Origin of the sequence: Corallococcus interemptor (assembly GCF_003668875.1) — a bacterium.
Lineage (GTDB): Bacteria > Myxococcota > Myxococcia > Myxococcales > Myxococcaceae > Corallococcus > Corallococcus interemptor.
The window spans coordinates 133,787-149,942 of record NZ_RAWM01000003.1 but is presented as its reverse complement, the minus strand read 5'-3'; the positions used below and the strand labels follow the sequence as shown (position 1 = coordinate 149,942).

Genomic DNA, 16,156 nt, shown 5'->3' with positions numbered 1-16,156 from the left:
CGGGAGCTTGGGCCATCGGCGGGTCGTGGTTGGGAGGCGGGGGACGGGTTCCTTCAGGTCGAAAACACTGCGGTACCGCGGAGCGTGCCCGGCTTCATCGCCGGAACACGGAAGCAGGACAGCGGCGGGCACCCTGACCGCCTGTTTACGCGAAACGGGGACTCGTGGATTTCCGAGGGTAGGCAGGAACCTCCAGGAGGGAACGGGTCCGTCACGTTCTTGTCGCCCACGCCGCGCGCGAGGTCCGCCACGCGACAGAAGACTCGGCTCTGGACAGGGACGGGGCGCATCCTCCCGGAACCATACCCCGCGGAAGGCCAGACGGGGGCACGCCCCAGGGGGTGAAGGCGACTTGTGTCCACGACGGAGGGTTGTGGCCGGAGCGGATGCTCCAGGGTCTCCCAGGTGCTGGGAAAACGGGGCGGACGCCACCCAGGGGGGGAGGTGCGCCCTGTCCCCGTTCCCAGCTAGTTCTTCCTGGCCTCTCCATCGCCCCGCTCCAGCTTGCGGTAGAGCGTCTTGCGGTCCACGCCCAGGATGCGCGCGGCGAGCGTGCGGCTGCCTCCCACCGCCTCCAGCACGCGGTGGATGTAGCGCCGCTCCAGCTCCTCCAGCGTCACCAGCTCCGACGGGTCCGTGTTCTCAGGCACCACGCGCGGCGAGCTGTAGTTGCGGATGCGCTCCGGCAGGTCGTCCACGGTGAGCTGTTCGAAGGACGTGAGCGCCACGGCGCGCTCGATGCAGTTCTGCAGCTCGCGCACGTTGCCCGGCCACCCGTAGGCCAACAGGCGCTGCGCCGCCGCGGGGGACAGCCCCACCACCTTCTTGCCCGTGCGGGTCGCGAACTGCTCCACGAAGCGCTGGGACAACAGCAGCACGTCGTTGCCGCGCGCGCGCAGCGGAGGCAATTCCAGACCAATGACGTTGAGCCGGTAGTAGAGGTCCTCGCGGAAGCGGTTCTCCTCCACCGCCAGCTCCAGGTCGCGGTTGGTGGCCGCGACGATGCGCGCGTCGAAGGGCGTCTCCGTGTCCCCGCCCACCGGGCGCACCACGCGCTCCTGCAGCGCGCGCAGGAGCTTCGGCTGGAGCGTCATGGGCAGCTCGCCCACCTCGTCCAGGAACAGCGTGCCGCCATTCGCCTTCACGAACAGGCCCGTGCGCGAGGCCTTCGCGTCGGTGAAGGCGCCCCTGGCGTGGCCGAACAGCTCGCTCTCCAGCAGTTGCTCCGGCATGGCCGCGCAGTTGATGGCCACGAAGGGCCCCTCCTTGCGCCGGCCCCGGGCATGGAGCGCGCGCGCGGCCACCTCCTTGCCGGTGCCGCTCTCACCGGTAATCAGCACCGTGGCGTCCACGTCCGCCACCCGGTCGATGAGCGCGTAGGCCTGCTTGAGCGCGGGGCTCTCCCCCACGAGCGCGCCGTCGTCCTGGCGCTGGTCCAGGGCCTCGCGCAGCCGTCGCACCTCCGCGCGCAGGGCGCGGTGCTGCACGGCGCGCTCCAGCACCAGCACCAGCGCGTCCAGGTCGATGGGCTTGGTGATGAAGTCGTAGGCGCCCGCGCGGATGGCGGCCACCGCCGTCTCCAGGCTGCCAAAGGCCGTCACCACCACGACGGGGATGTCCGGCCGGTTGAGCACGATGCGCTCGCACAGCGCCAGGCCGTCCATGCCCGGCATGCGCAGGTCGGTGAGCACCGTGTCGAAGTCCTCGACGGACAGCTTCTGCAAGGCCTCGTCCGCGGCGGCCACGGCCACGGGCTGGAAGCCCCGGCGCTGGAGGCCCTTCTCCACCAGGGCGCGCATCTCGCGCTCGTCTTCGACAATCAGGATGCGGCCTGGCATGCGTGCGTCCCCGGCGGCAGGTAGATGGAGAAACAACTCCCACGGCCCGGCTCGCTTTTCACGTCAATCCAGCCGCCGTGGTCCCGCACCATCCCATAGGAGACGGACAATCCGAGCCCCGTTCCCTCGCCCACGTCCTTGGTGGTGAAGAAGGGCTCGAAGACGTGGGGCAGCACGTCCGCGGGAATGCCCGTTCCCTCGTCCTCCACGTCCAGCCGCACCCATTCCTGCTCCGCGCCGCCCACGTCCGCGGGGGGCGTGGCGCGCAGCACCTGCACGCGCACCCGCAGGGTGCCGGGCCGGGCCATGGCGTGGAGCCCGTTCATCACCAGGTTGGTGAGCACCTGCTGCATCTGCCCCGCGTCCACCTCCACGGTGAAGCCCGCGGGCACCTCCTGGGACAGCGTCACGCCCCGCTTCGTGGCCATGGGCTTGAGCAGCGACAGCGTGCGCTCGGCCAGCAGCGACAGGTCCTCCGGCGCGCGTGACGGGGTGCGCCTGCGCGCGAAGTCCAGCAGCTGCCGGATGATGCCGGTCATGTGCTGCGCCTGCTGGAAGATGATGCGGGCGCACTCGTTCACCTCGTCGCCCTCCGCCTCGCCGGAGGACACCATCTTCGCGCGGCCCATCACGACGTTGAGCGGCGTGCCCAGCTCGTGCGCCACGCCGGACGCGAGCTTGCCCACCGTGGTGAGCCGGTCCGCGTGCCGCAGGTGCTCCACCGTGCGCAGGCGCGCCGCCGTCTCCGACGCCAGCCTCGCGCGCGTCTCCTCCAGCTGTTCACCCATCCGGTTCATGGCCACCGCCAGCGTCGTCAGTTCGTCGCCGTGCTCGCGCCGCAGGGGCACGCGCGCGGTGAGGTCGCCCTCGCCAATCCGCCCCGCCAGGTGCACCAGCTGCTCCACGGGCCGGCCCACCAGCCTGCGGCCCATGGCCATGGCGGCCAGCAGGAAGAAGAAGGACAGCGCCGCCGTGGCGATGAAGGTGCCCACCACGGTGGTGCGCACGTGCTGCTCCTGCTCGGACATGGACTCGGTGATTTCAATGGCGCCCATGCGCCGGCCCAGGAACACCGGCGTGTACGAGCGCAGCACGCCGGGGCTGCTGGAGTTGTCCATCAGCCAGCCGTCGTTGCCCGCGCGCAGGCTGAGCAGCAGGGCCGGGGGCAGCGCCGGCGCGAAGCCCGAGCCGGGGCCTCCGTCCAGCCACACCCAGCGCAGCCGCACCTGCTCCTGGAAGCGGTTGGCCTGGTTGAGCAGCGTGAGCGCCTCGGACTCGCCCGCCAGCTGCCACGCCTTGCCAATGGAACCTGCCAGCGTGTGGCCGAGCAGGCGGTGGTCGTGCTGCGTGTCGATTTCCGACCGGGCGAGCTCCCGGTTGACCTGGAACGCCTGCAGTCCGGCCATCACCGCGACGGCGAGGAGCACCAGGGCCAGGGTGAACTTGCGAGCGAGCTTCACGAAGAGGCAACCCCCGGTTCGTGCGTGAGGGGGAAGGAACACACGGACCGGGGAGGTACGCTACGGGTACCGCGGGTGCTGCGTCACGACTGCGTGTGGCTAGTTGCTGCCCGAGCCTTCGGCCGGAGCGGCGGGGGCCTTCTGGGTGGCGCCCGTCTTCGCCTTCTTCGCCTTGGCGCCGGCCTTCGCCTGGGCGGCGGGCGCGCTCTTGGCGGCGGGCTTGGACTCGGCGGCGAAGGCGCCGGAGGCGAGGGACAGGGACAGACCGAGGACCAGGGCGGACGTGCGCTTCATGGAGAGACTCCGGATCAGACCCGCGAGGTGTGAAGTGGGGTGTGGGGTGCGGGGCTGACCAGGGGCCAGAGCATTGGCCATGCCAACACACGCCCCAGAGCGGGGCGCTGCCAGACGCGGGGCGGGATGGCCATGCTCGCCTGGGGCACATTGCCCCGGCGGGGGCAGGATGCCCCGGAGGCTTTGGGGGCACGACGGATCCACGGCCTTTCAAGGCAGGTGGCATGCGCCGTGCTCCCCCGCAATCAAAGCTGATCAGGCGGCCGTGCCCGCGTCGGCGGGCGGAGCCTCGGGGGAGGGCACGCCGTTGAGCTCCGCGCGCAGCCGCTCGCGGTCCAGCTCGTTCTCCCAGCGGGACACGACGATGCTGGCCACGCCGTTGCCAATGAAGTTGGTGAGCGCGCGCGCCTCGCTCATGAACCGGTCGATGCCCAGGATGAGCGCCAGCCCCGCCACCGGCACGGACGGCACCACCGCCAGCGTGGCGGCCAGGGTGATGAAGCCCGCGCCCGTCACGCCGGAGGCGCCCTTGGACGTGAGCATCGCCACGCCCAGCAGCGTCGCTGTCTGAGTGAAAGTCAGGTCCACGTTGAGCGCCTGCGCCACGAAGAGCGCCGCCATGGTGAGGTAGATGTTGGTGCCGTCCAGGTTGAACGAGTATCCGCTGGGCACCACCAGCCCCACCACGGACCTGGAGCAGCCCAGCCGCTCCAGCTTCTGCATCAGCGGCACCAGCGCGGACTCGGACGACGACGTGCCCAGCACCAGGAACAGCTCCGCGCGGATGTAGCGCAGGAACTTCAGGATGGAGAAGCCCGTCACCCGCGCGACGAGCCCCAGCACCACCACGACGAAGAGCACGCACGCCAGATAGAAGCAGCCCATCAGGCGCAAGAGCGGCCCCAGGCTGGTGATGCCGTAGGCGCCCAGGGTGAAGGCCATGGACGCGCCCGCGCCAATGGGCGCCAGCTTCATCACCGTGCCAATCATGTGGAAGAAGGCCTTGGACAGCGCCTCGAAGAGGACGACCACGGGCTTCGCCACGGGGCCAATGGCCGTCAGCGAGAAGCCGAACAAGAGCGCCAAGAGCAGCACCTGGAGCAGGTCGCCCTCGCCGGTGAAGGCGTCCACGAAGGTGCGCGGGATGATGTGCAGCAGGAAGCCCAGGGTGGACTGGTCATGGGCCTGCTGGGCGAAGCGGGCCACGGCGCTCGCGTCCAGCGTGCGAGGGTCCACGTTGAAGCCGGAGCCCGGCTTGAGCACCGTCACCACCACCGCGCCGATGACGAGCGCGAACGTGGAGATGACCTCGAAGTAGAGCAGCGCCTTGCCGCCCACCCGGCCCACCTTCTTCATGTCCGCCACGTTGGCCACGCCCAGCACCACGGTCAGGAAGATGACCGGGGAGATGAGCATCTTCACCAGCGCGATGAACCCATCGCCCAGCGGCTTGAGCTTCACCGCGGTGGACGGCGCGAAGTGGCCCAGCAGGCCCCCCGCGAAGATGGCGGCCAGCACCCACAGGTAGAGGCGCGAGGACTTCGTGTCGGCGCTCATGGTCGTGCGTCCCCCTCAGGCCGACTTCTGCTCGGCTTCGTCCTTCTCGAACAACAGCTCCAGCTCGCGGCGAGCGCGGACGATGACCTCCATCATCTTCTTCTCGTCCTTGAAGACCTTGGCGCTCTCCAGCATCAGGGCCTCGTCGTGCTCGCGGAAGCGCTCCACGGAGCGGCGGGCCTCCGCGAAGGTGAGGCCCAGCTCCTGGAGCACGTCGCCGGCCATCGTCAGGCTCGCGTCGAACGTCTCACGGATGAGGTGGGTGACGCCCAGGTCCAGCAGGCGGTACGCGTGCTCGCGGTTGCGTGCCCGCGCGTAGATGGTCAGGTGCGGGAAGTGCTCCTTCACCATCTGCGCGGTGCGCAGGGACGCGGCCATGTCGTCGATGGCCAGCACGAACACCTTGGCCTTCTCCGCGCGCGCGGCGCGAAGCAAATCCAACCGGGACGCGTCGCCGTAGAACACCTGGTTGCCGAAGCGCTGGATGAAGTCGATGTGCTCCGCGCTCGCGTCGATGGCGGTGAACCCGATGCGGCGCGCGCGCAGCAGACGGGCCACCACCTGACCCACGCGCCCCATGCCCGCGATGATGACCGGGTGGTCCTCTTCCGGGGACACGTCGTACTCGCGCTGCGGGCCCTTGTGCTTGAAGCGCGGCGCCACCCAGCGCTCGTGGATGGCGGACAGGAACGGCGTCACCACCATGGACAGGCCCACCACCAGCACCAGCAGGTCCGCCTGCGCGCGCTCCATCACGTGGAAGGACACCGCCAGGGAGAAGAGGACGAAGGCGAACTCACCGCCCTGCGAAATCACCACCGACAGGCTCAGCGCGGAGCCCGGCTTCTTCAGCCCCACGCGCCCCAGTCCGTACAGCACCAGCGCCTTGAGGAACGTCAGGCCCAGCACCAGCGCCAGCACGCGCAAGGGCTCGCGCATGAGCAGCGCCAGGTTCAAGGACATGCCCACGGCGATGAAGAACAGGCCCAGCAGGAGGCCCTTGAAGGGCTCGATGTCCGCCTCCAGCTCGTGGCGGTACTCGGACTCCGACAGCAGCACGCCCGCGAGGAACGCGCCCAGCGCCATGGACAGGCCCACCGCGCTGACCAGCGTCGCGGTGCCGACGACGACGAGCAGCGCCGTCGCGGTGAACAGCTCCTGGCTGTGCACGGACGCCACCGCGCGGAACACCGGCCGCAGGAGGTAGCGGCCCGCGACCACCACGACCAGCACCGCGCCCACGGCCTTCACGGCCATCAGCCACCCGGCCTCCGTGGACGGCGTGTCGGACCGGCCCAACAGCGGCAGCGCGGCCAGCAGGGGAATCACGGCCAGGTCCTGGAACAGGAGGATGCCGAAGGCCAGCTGCCCATGCTCGGCGGTGAGCTGGTTCTTCTCCGCGAGCAGCTGGAGCGCGAACGCGGTGGAGGACAGCGACAGGCCGAAGCCCGCGATGATGGCCGCGCCCCAGGACAGGCCCAGCGCCTTGCCCACGCCGCCCAGGAGCACGCCCGTCAGCACCACCTGCGCGCCGCCCATGCCGAACACGGAGCGGCGCAGGTTCCACAGACGTGACGGCTGCAACTCCAGGCCAATCACGAACAGCAGCAGCACCACGCCCAGCTCCGCGATGTGGAGGATGTTCTCCACGTCGGAGATGAGGCCCGCGCCATACGGCCCGATGGCCGCCCCCGCCGCCAGGTAGCCCAGCACGGAGCCCAGCCCCAGCTTCTTGAAGAGGGGCACGGCGACCACCGTGGCGGCCAGGAACACCAGCGCCTGATGCAGAAAGGACATAAGGCGCCTGCATGGCACGCTGAAGGCCACCTCGGCAACAGGCGTGGGGGACGGCTCAGGCCTGCTGGGTGGGCATGAGGGTGAGCTGCTGGAAGTTGATGTGCCGGGGCAGGGCGGTGGCGAAGGCGATGATGCCCGCGACCTCCTCCGGCGACATCCAGGTGAGCGACTTGCGAGCCCCCTCCAGCCAGGCCCGCGCGCCCGGGTCGGTGTTGCCGTCGTGCAGCGCCGTGTCCACCAGCCCCGGCTCCAGGGCCATGACGCGGACGAAGCGCGGGCCCAGCTCCGCGCGCAGGTGGCGGGACAGGTGGGTGACGGCGGCCTTGGTGGCGCCGTAGACGTTGAAGTTGGGGAACACGGACTGCGCGGCGACGGACGACACGTTGATGAGGTCCGAGCGCCCGCCCGCCTTCGCCGCCGCCAGCAGCGGTTCGACGAAGGTCTCCACGACGCGCACGCTGGCCTTCACGTTCAAATCAATCATCCGCTCCCAGTCCTCCGTGGGGTGCGCCTCCAGGGGTGTGGGCCGCATGAGGCCGGCGTTGTTGAGGACCAGGTCCACGACGCCCAGCTCGCCGGCGATGACCTTCGCGGCCTCCTTCACGGACCGCGCATCCACCACGTCGGTGCCCAGGGCGAGCGCCCGGCCACCCCCTTGCGTGATGGTGGAGGCGAGCGCGTCCAGCCGCTCCTTGCTGCGTGCGAGCAGGGCGACGCTCGCGCCGTCCCGCGCGAGCCGCAGCGCGGTGGCGGCGCCAATGCCGCTGGAGGCACCGGTGATGACCGCGACGCGGCCGGAGAGGGGGAGGGTGGGGGATGCCATGGGGCGACTCCTGCTCGCGCTTGGAGAAGGGGGCTGCTTTCGCGAGACAGGACAAGGGATAGGAAACGGGCGCGTCCGGGAGTAGGTCTGGAATCCGGATGGACTCTTGAAGAAAGCTCAGGAATGGCGCTGACCCCACTCAATGCCTTGCACCAGTTCCTCGCCGTCGCCCGGCACCGCAGCTTCGCGGCGGCCGCGGCGGAGCTGGGCGTGTCCGCCTCCGCGCTGAGCCACACGGTGCGGCAATTGGAAGAGCGGCTGGGCGTGCCGCTGCTGTCGCGCACGACGCGCAGCGTGGCGGTGACGGCGGCGGGGCGGCGGCTGGTGGAGCAGGCCGGGCCGGGCGTGGCGCAGGCCCTGGGGGCGCTCAAGGACGCGTCCTCACGGCCCGGGACGCTGACGGGCGCGCTGCGGCTGACGCTGCCGGCCACCGCGCTGCCCTTCGTGCTCACGCCGCTCGTGGCCTCGTTCCGGGAGCGCCATCCCCAGGTGGAGCTGGACCTGGTGGTGGAGAGCCGCAAGGCGGACATCGTCGCGGAGGGCTTCGACGCGGGCATCCGGCTGGAGGAGTACCTGGAGCGGGACATGGTGGCGGTGCGCATCGCGCCCGCGTTCCGCTTCATCGTGGTGGGCGCGCCGGAGTACCTGGAGCGCCACGGCACGCCGGTGAAGCCCAAGGACCTGCTCCAGCACGACTGCTTCACCTACCGCTCGTCCAACACCGGGGCGCTCTTGCCGTGGGATTTGGAGAAGGGCTCGCGCACGTGGCGGCTGCCGGTGCGCGGCACGGTGACCACCAACGACGAGCGCGTCTGGCTGGGGCTGGCGGAGGCCGGCCTGGGCCTGGCGTACGTGCTGGAGTCGCAGGTGGAGGCGCAGCTGAAGGCGGGCACGCTGCGCCGAGTGCTGGAGGAGTACGCCGCGTCCGTGCCGGGCCTCTTCCTCTACTTCCCCGGCCGCGCGCAGGTGTCACCCGCGCTGCGCGCCTTCCTGGAGCACGCGCGCCAGGTGCTCACCCCTCCGCCCACCCCTCCATCGCGGAGGAAGGGGCGCTGAAGCGTCAGTGCTCGTACGTGTCGCGCGGGCGCGTCATGCCGCCGGAGGCCGCGGCCTGCGGGGCCGGGACGGGCATGCCGATGTGCGCGACGGGCAGCGTGAAGGTGAAGACGCTGCCGGTGCCCAGGATGCTCTCCGCGCGGATGGAGCCGCCGTGGGCCTCCACCAGGCCCTTGGCGATGGCCAGCCCCAGGCCGGTGCCGCGAGCGGCCGCGTCGCGCGCCTGCCAGTAGCGGTCGAAGATGTGCGGCAGCGCGTCCGGCGTGATGCCGTTGCCCGTGTCGCGCACGTCGAAGGACACCTCGCCGCCGCGCATCACCGCCTTCACCGCCAGCGTGCCGCCCGGCGGCGTGAACTTCACGGCGTTGCCCAGCAGGTTGCCCATCACCTGGAGCACGCGGCTGCGGTCGCACCTCACGCGCAGGCCCTCCGTGGGCAGGTCCGCCTCCAGGTGCAGCCCCTTGGCCTCCGCCAGCGGCCGGATGGCCTCCAGCGCCTCCGTGGCCAGCGCCACGGCGGTGTGCTCGCCCAACTCCAGCGGCAGGTGGCCCGCCTCCAGGCGGCCCCAGTCCAGCAGGTCGCTGATGAGCCGCGACATGCGCTCCGCCGCGTCGTTGATGCGCGTGGCCTGCTTCGCCACCGCCTCGCCGCCCGGCTTGCCCGCCGTGCCGCGCAGGAGCAGCGCCGCGCCCAGCTGCACCACGCCCAGCGGGTTCTTCAGGTCGTGCGACACCACCGCGAGCAGGTCCTCGCGAGCGCGCGCCGCCCGGCGGGACTCACCCACCAGCCGCGCGTTGTCGATGGCCAGGCTCGCGCGCAGGCACAGGTCCTCCGCCAGCGCCAGGTCGTCCGGGCCGTAGCGCCGCCCGGAGCCGGAGCTCACGAACGTCACCGCGCCCAGCGTGTGGCCGCGCGCGCGCAGCGGGATGATCATGTACGAGCGCGCCTGCAGCGCCTCCAGCATCGCCGGGTGCGCGGGCTCCGCCGCCGCCGCGCGCAGGAGCGACTCCGTCACCGCGGGCACCAGCTCCGGCTCGCCCGTGCGCAGCACGCGCAACAGGCCCACGGGCGCGTCGTCGCGTACCTCCGTGCGCATGGGCAGGCCCCGGGCGCGCTCCTGCTGCGTCGGGTCCAGGCACGCCACCGCCGCGCGGCCCACCCACGGGCCCTGCTCCAGCGCGTCCACCAGGCACCAGTCCGCCAGGTCCGGCACCGCCAGGTGCGCGAGCAGCGTGTACATGCCCTGCGGATCCGGCGGGTGCGTGAACAGCGTCGTCATCGCCTGGTACAGGAAGGACCGGCGGCGCTCCGCGGTCTCCACCTCCGCGCGCGCGGCCTGCTCCAATTCCAGCGCGCGGGAGTAGATGGCCTCGGCCTCCGTGAGCGCCCGCGCCGTCACCAGCACCGACGGAGAGGCGTCCGTCTCCGGGCCCAGCGGCGTGAGCACCAGCGCGTGCCGCCGCAGGCCCTGCGCGCCCGGCCAGGGCGCCTCCACGGTGGTCGTCTCGCGCAGTGTCACCACGCGGACACGCGCGGACTCCAGCGCGGCCAGCGCCTCCTGCGGCAGCCCCAGCTCGCTCCAGTGCCGGCCCGCCAGCGCTCCCGCCTCACGGCCGAGCGCCCGGGCTCCCGCCGCGCTGCACGACACCAGGCGGCCCGTGCCATCCAGCAGGTACGCAGGGTCGGGGATGGCGGCGAAAACCGCCTCGTAGGCCAGGCCAGTCGTGGGAGCACTCATCGGGAAGTGGGGGCGTGGGGACGCCCCCGATTGGACCCGATATTGACACTCCGTGCCAGGGCCGCCATTCCGGCCACCCACTTGGGTGAATGATTTTTGCTCAACCAACACTTCAGATGAGGCGACCCATGGGCTGCAGCAGCGCCAGCAGCCGCCGCGCGATCTGCCCCAGAGGCAGGACCTCATGCGCCAGGTTGGCCCCCACCACCACGGCGGGCATGCCGTAGACCACGGACGTGGCCTCGTCCTGGGCGATCACCCGCCCGCCCGCCTGGTGGAGGTCCCGGATGCCGTCCAGGCCGTCCTGACCCATGCCGGTGAGCACCACCGCCAGGGCCGTCTGCCCGTAGGCGCGGGCCACGGCGCGGAAGAGCCAGTTGGCGGACGGCCGGAAGCCCTGGATGGGCGCGGCGCCGGACACCTGCGCGCGGTGGTCCATGGTGACGCCCAGGTGCTTGTCGTCCGGGGCCAGGTACACCGTGCCGGGCATGAGGGGCTCGCCGTCCTCGGCCACCTTCACGCGCAGCTTCGTGGCCGTGCCCAGCCACGTGGCCAGGCCGGAGCCGAAGCCCAGCGCGATGTGCTGCACCAGCAGGATGGGGGGCGGCGGCGTGTCCCTCTCACCCAGGTCGGACAGGATGCGGTAGAGCGCCGCCGGGCCTCCGGTGGACGCGGCCATGGCCAGCACGGCCGGCGGGCGGGTGCTGGGCGTGAGCGTCGTCTCCTGCGGGGGCGTGAGCATGGCGGAGCGGTCCGGCCAGCGGCGCACCACCTTCACCTGGGCCATGGCCTTGAGCGTGTCGCGCAGGCGGCGGCTGTCGGCCTCGAAGTCCGGCGACTCCGGGCCCACCGGCTTCTGGAGCACCGCCAGCGCCCCGGCCCTCAGCGCGGCCATGGACGTCTGGATGTCGCGCTCCACCAGCGTGGACACCACCACCACCGGCGTGGGGACCTCCGTCATGATGCGGCGGGTGGCGTCCAGGCCGTCCATGCGCGGCATCTGGATGTCCATGGTCACCAGGTTCGGCTGCAGGCGCTGGCACAGGTCCACCGCCTCAATGCCGTCCCTGGCCTCGCCCACCACGGTGAGCCCCGGGTCGGTGCGCAGGATTTCCACCAGCAGCCGCCGGGCGGTGGGCGAGTCCTCGGCCACCAGGATGCGCAACGGTTCGGTCTTCATAGCAGTCGCCTCAGCGTCTCCAGCAGGCTCGTCGGGTCAAACGCGCTCTTCACGATGTAGGCGCTCGCGCCGGCTTGCAGGCCGCGCGCCTTGTCCTCGGGCTTCTCACGCGACGTGACGAGCACCACCGGCACGCGCCCGAAGCGTGGAGAGGTACGCACGGCCTCCGTCACCTGGAAGCCGTCCATGCGCGGCATCTCCACGTCCATCACCATGGCGTCCGCGCCGCCCGCCTGCAGCCGCTCCCACGCCTCCGCGCCGTCCGCGCACGCGACGACGTCGTAGCCGGCGCCTTCCAGGATGCTCTGCTCCAGCATGCGCGTCGTGGGCGAGTCGTCCGCCAGCACCACGCGCCGCCGCGCCGCCCGCTCCTTGGGCGTGGGGAAGAACTCCCCGGAGGGGCGTCCCCCGGCGGCCCGCACCAGCGACGCGGGGTTGAGCAAGAGCGCCATGCGCCCATCCGGCAGCACCGCCGCGGCGGCCACGTGCCGCGCGCGCTTCACGCGGCTGCCCAGGGAGCGCACCAGCACCTCCTGCTCCGCGATGACCTCGTCCACCACCAGCGCCGCCTGCGCGGTGCCCGCGGACAGCACCACCGCGGGCGGCCGCGCCTTGGGCGGCCCCGGGGGCAAATCCAGCACGCCCGCGAGCGACGCCAGCGGCACCAGCGCCTCCGGCGTCACCCAGGACATGCGCCCCTCCACCTCGCGCACGTCGGAGGGCGTCAGGCGCAAGAGCCGGTCCACGCCCTCGCTGGCGAGCGCCAGCACCTGCCCGCCCACGGACACCAGCAGCACGCGCAGGGTGCTCAGCGTGAGGGGCACGTCCAGCGTGAAGCGCGTGCCCTGGCCCGCCTTGAAGGTCACCTCCACGCTGCCGCGCAGGGCCTCCACCTGGGCGCGCACCACGTCCAGGCCCACGCCCCGGCCGGACACCGCCGTCACCTTCGCCGCGGTGGACAGGCCCGGCAGGAACACGAGCCGCGCCGCGTCCTCGTCGTCCTCGGGCGCCTCCATGCCCCGGGTCCGCGCGCGCTCGCGCAGGGCCTCCAGGTCCAGGCCGCGCCCGTCGTCCTCCACCGCCACCTCCACCCGGCTGCCGCGAAGGCGCGCGGACAGCACCACGCGGCCCTCCTCCGGCTTGCCGTGGCGCACGCGCTCCTCCGGCGCCTCCAGGCCGTGCGCCACCGCGTTGCGCACCAGGTGCAGCAGCGGCTCACGCAGGGACTGCAAGAGCGAGCGGTCCAGCTCCAGCCCGCCGCCGTGCACCTCCATGCGCACGCGCCGGCCCAGGCCGTGCGCCACGTCGCGCGCGGCGCGCTCCAGGCCGGTGCAGCCCTCCTCGAAGGGGAGCATGCGCGCGCGGCGCACCTCATCATCCAGGCCGGTGGAGGACTGGAACAGCGCGCGGCGGTCCTGCGCCAGCACGCGCGCCACCCGCGCCAGCTCCAGCTCCACGCGGCGCAGCGTCGTCTCGGACTGCGTGCCGCGCACCCGCTCGCGCAGGCCCATCACGTCGTCGCGCAGCGACTCCAGGGACTCGGCGTGGCCCTCCAGGCGCAGCATGGCCACGCGCAACTCACCGCTGCGGCCCAGCAGCGCGTCCAGCTTCTGCCCGGACACGCGCACCGGCAGCGCCTCCCCACTGGCCTGGGCGGGAGCGGGCAGCTCCGGCTCGGGCTCCGCGGGCTTTGCTTCAGGAGCGGCAGGGACGACAGGGGCCGGCTTCGGGGGCGCCTGCGAGGGCGTGCCGTGCGCGGCCTGCTCCAGCTGGGGCAGCAGCGTCTCCAGCGGCGAGCCCGCCAGCTCCTGGCGCGCGGCCAGGCGGCGGCCCGCGTCGTCCAGCGCGTCCACCGTGGCGAAGCACAGCTCGAAGAGGTCCGGCGTGGCGGCGCGCCCGTGGATGAGCGGCTCCAGCACCTCCTCCATGCGGTGGCAGGCGTTCTCCACCATGCTGGCGCTGGCCGCGCGCGACGCGCCCTTCACGCTGTGCAGCGTGCGCAAGAGGCCGGGGATGAGCTCCTTCGCGCGCGCCGGGGCCTGCTCCAGCGCGAGCAGGTCCCGGTTGAGGGACACGACGTGCCCCTCCAGCTCCTCCAGGAACGAGTCCAGCAGTGCTTGCGCCAGCCTGTCGCGATCCATGGGTTAGCGCCCGAACTCCCCGAGCAGCCCCTTCAACTTCTGGCCCATGGCGTTGATGTCCTGCATCGCGCGCTCCGTCTGCCGCGACGAGATGAGCCCCTGCTGCGTGGCCTGGTTCACGTCGTGCATTGCCTGGCGGATCTGCCCGATGCCGGTGGCCTGCTGGTTGGCGGACGCGGCGATTTGCGCGGCCGTGAGCGACGCCTGCGTGAGCAGGTCCGCCAGCTGCTGGATGGTGGCGCCGGCCTCCGTGACGACGCGCGTGGCGGCGGACACGCTCTTGGTGCCCTCCTCCGTGGTCATCACCGCGCCGTGGGTGGCCTTCTGGATTTGACCCAGAATCTGGCGCACCTGCGCGGTGGCCTTCTTGGACTGGTCCGCCAGGGCCTTCACCTCGGAGGCGACGACGGCGAAGCCGCGGCCGTGCTCGCCCGCGCGGCTCGCTTCAATGGACGCGTTGAGCGCCAGCATGTGCGTCTGCTCGGAGATGTCATTGACGGTGGTGATGATGTCGCCAATGGCCTGGGCCTGCTCCGCCAGGGCGAGGATGCGCGACGCGATGGACTCCACCTGGTCGCGCACGGCGCCCATGGAGGACACGGCCTCCTCCACGGCGCGGCGGCCGGAGCGGCCCACTTCCTCCGAGTGACGGGCGGACTCGCTCACCGCGCGGGCGCGGCCGGCGGCCTCCTCGGACGTCTTGGTGATCTCCTCGATGGTGCTCACCGTCTCCGTGACGGCGGTGCCCTGCTCCTGGGCGCCGGCCACCTGCTCGGTGGTGCTGGCGAGGATTTCCGAGGACGCGCCGGCCAGCTGGTTGACGAACTCGGCCACGGTCTTGAGGGTGTGCTCGCGCTGCTCGGCCTGCTTCGCCAGCTGGACCTCCGCCTGCTGGCGGCGCTCCGCCATGCCGTTGAAGGCGCCGGCCAGGTCGGCCATCTCGTCCTTGCCGCGCACGTCGATGCGGTGGGTGAGGTCGCCCTTGCCCAGCTGCTCCGCGCCGAAGGTGAGCTTGCGCAGGGGGTCGGTGATGCCGCGGGTGATGACGAAGCTGCCCACGCCCACGATGGCCAGGCCCAGGAGGGTGCCCAGCGCCAGCACCCAGACGCTGCGCTGCGCGGCCTGGGTGGCGGCGTCGGAGTACTGCTTCCAGCGCTCCTCCTCCGTGTCGCGCATCTCGAAGATGAGCTCCCGGATGGTCTCCATCTCCTTCTGGCCGCGGTTGGTCTTCACGATGGCCTGGGCCGCCTCGAAGCCCTGCTCACGGCGGACGCGGATGGTGTCCGCCAGCTCGTCCAGCTTGTTCAGGACCAGGGGCTCCAGCTTCGCGAAGCGGGTGCGCTGATCCGGGTAGCGGGCCATCGCGGGGCGCAGGGCGTCCAGGTCCGTTCGCAGCTCGGCCATGGCGTTCTGGTACGGGCGCAGGTAGGTCTCTTCACCGGTGAGGATGAAGCCGCGCTGGCCGGTCTCCGCGTCCACGACGAGCGCGCGCACCTCGCGCAGCAGCTTGTAGTTGTTGTGGGCCTCCAGCAGGCCCTCGGTGGTGGTGGTGAGCTGCTGGGCGCCCTGGAAGGCCACGCTGGCGATGATCAGCAGCACCAGCAGGGACAGCCCGAAGCCCAGCGCGATGCGATTCCCGATGCTCATGCGACTCCTTCTTCGGAAAGCTCGAACACGAGACGCTCGTCGGCGAGGAGGGCCTCTCCCTCCAGGACGAGCGTGCCGTCGGGGCTGACGCCGGACACCAGCGCGCCCGCTGCTTCTTCCAGGGAGGGGGGCGCGGGCAGAAGCTCCGTGCCCGTCAGCACCGCCACCTCCATCACCTCATCCGTGCGCAGGCCCAGCTCCGCGCGGGCCGTGCCCACCACCAGCACGGGGCCTACGTCCTGCGCCGCGGGCCGGCCGAACAGCGGGGCCAGCTCCACCACGGGCAGCACCTCGCCGCGCAAGAGCGTCAGGCCGCGCAACAGCGGCGGCGCGCCCGGCAGCAGGGTGAGCTCCGGCGCGCGCAGGACCTCCAGGATGAAGCGCGACTCCAGGGCATACGTCTGGCCCGCGGCCTTGAAGCGCACCACCTCCCGCTGGCTGCCGGGCAGCACGGGGAGGTCCGCCGGGCGGGCCAGGGCGCGCGCGCGCGCGTCGAGCGCCTCGCGGGCGGCCTCATCCGTGAGGGTGTCGCGCGCCTCGGTGGCGCGCTCCAGCGCCTCCAGCCGGGCCCGGACCTTGTCCCAGTCGATGTTTCCCTCGCGCTTCGGCATCCGCTTGAGCCTCT

At 72.0% G+C, this 16,156-nt stretch carries 12 protein-coding genes; 1 reads left to right on the top strand and 11 read right to left on the bottom strand.

Going from position 1 to position 16,156, the window contains the following annotated elements; translation table 11 throughout:
* Positions 1–467: 467 nt before the first annotated feature.
* The 6 genes from D7X96_RS02245 to D7X96_RS02220 all read right to left on the bottom strand — a co-directional run bounded on the left by D7X96_RS02245 (position 468) and on the right by D7X96_RS02220 (position 7,769).
* Positions 468–1,838, bottom strand: coding sequence for a sigma-54-dependent transcriptional regulator (locus tag D7X96_RS02245; protein ID WP_120551177.1), 1,371 nt, complete (start codon positions 1,836–1,838; stop codon positions 468–470).
* Positions 1,820–3,298 carry a sensor histidine kinase gene (locus D7X96_RS02240; protein ID WP_121724997.1) on the bottom strand — a complete coding sequence of 493 codons (1,479 nt, stop codon included), beginning with the start codon at positions 3,296–3,298 and terminating at the stop codon, positions 1,820–1,822. The genes D7X96_RS02245 and D7X96_RS02240 overlap by 19 nt, the downstream gene beginning before the upstream one ends.
* A gap of 99 nt (positions 3,299–3,397) precedes the next feature.
* Entirely contained in the window at positions 3,398–3,592 is a 195-nt protein-coding gene (locus D7X96_RS02235; protein ID WP_121768846.1) for a hypothetical protein, read from the bottom strand.
* Between the two features lie 255 nt (positions 3,593–3,847).
* Positions 3,848–5,149, bottom strand: coding sequence for a C4-dicarboxylate transporter DctA (dctA, locus tag D7X96_RS02230; RefSeq protein ID WP_120551174.1), 1,302 nt, complete (start codon positions 5,147–5,149; stop codon positions 3,848–3,850).
* 15 nt (positions 5,150–5,164) lie between these two features.
* Positions 5,165–6,946 (bottom strand): monovalent cation:proton antiporter-2 (CPA2) family protein, encoded by a 1,782-nt coding sequence (locus D7X96_RS02225; protein WP_120551173.1) that lies wholly within the window; start codon positions 6,944–6,946, stop codon positions 5,165–5,167.
* A 55-nt stretch (positions 6,947–7,001) separates the two neighbouring features.
* The gene (locus D7X96_RS02220) at positions 7,002–7,769 is read right to left on the bottom strand and encodes an SDR family oxidoreductase (protein ID WP_120551172.1); all 768 of its coding nucleotides are present in this window, start codon (positions 7,767–7,769) and stop codon (positions 7,002–7,004) included.
* Positions 7,770–7,892: 123 nt separating this feature from the next.
* On the opposite strand from D7X96_RS02220, the gene D7X96_RS02215 reads away from it, so the two are divergent.
* On the top strand, positions 7,893–8,825 hold the full coding sequence (locus D7X96_RS02215; RefSeq protein ID WP_120551171.1) for a LysR family transcriptional regulator: 933 nt from the start codon (positions 7,893–7,895) through the stop codon (positions 8,823–8,825).
* 4 nt (positions 8,826–8,829) lie between these two features.
* Here D7X96_RS02215 and D7X96_RS02210 read toward each other — a convergent pair whose 3' ends face one another.
* The 5 genes from D7X96_RS02210 to D7X96_RS02190 all read right to left on the bottom strand — a co-directional run bounded on the left by D7X96_RS02210 (position 8,830) and on the right by D7X96_RS02190 (position 16,142).
* Complete coding sequence (locus D7X96_RS02210) at positions 8,830–10,563, bottom strand: ATP-binding protein (RefSeq protein ID WP_120551170.1); 1,734 nt, start codon at positions 10,561–10,563, stop codon at positions 8,830–8,832.
* 112 nt (positions 10,564–10,675) lie between these two features.
* A complete protein-coding gene (gene cheB / locus D7X96_RS02205) occupies positions 10,676–11,743 on the bottom strand; it encodes a chemotaxis-specific protein-glutamate methyltransferase CheB (protein WP_120551169.1) in 1,068 nt (355 codons plus the stop codon).
* Positions 11,740–13,884 carry a hybrid sensor histidine kinase/response regulator gene (locus D7X96_RS02200; protein WP_121724880.1) on the bottom strand — a complete coding sequence of 715 codons (2,145 nt, stop codon included), beginning with the start codon at positions 13,882–13,884 and terminating at the stop codon, positions 11,740–11,742. The genes cheB and D7X96_RS02200 overlap by 4 nt, the downstream gene beginning before the upstream one ends.
* 3 nt (positions 13,885–13,887) lie before the next feature.
* Positions 13,888–15,531: a methyl-accepting chemotaxis protein gene (locus D7X96_RS02195; protein WP_120551167.1), complete on the bottom strand. Its 1,644-nt coding sequence runs from the start codon at positions 15,529–15,531 to the stop codon at positions 13,888–13,890.
* The gene (locus D7X96_RS02190; protein WP_120551166.1) at positions 15,528–16,142 is read right to left on the bottom strand and encodes a chemotaxis protein CheW; all 615 of its coding nucleotides are present in this window, start codon (positions 16,140–16,142) and stop codon (positions 15,528–15,530) included. Before D7X96_RS02190 ends, D7X96_RS02195 begins: the two co-directional genes overlap by 4 nt.
* Positions 16,143–16,156: the final 14 nt, after the last annotated feature.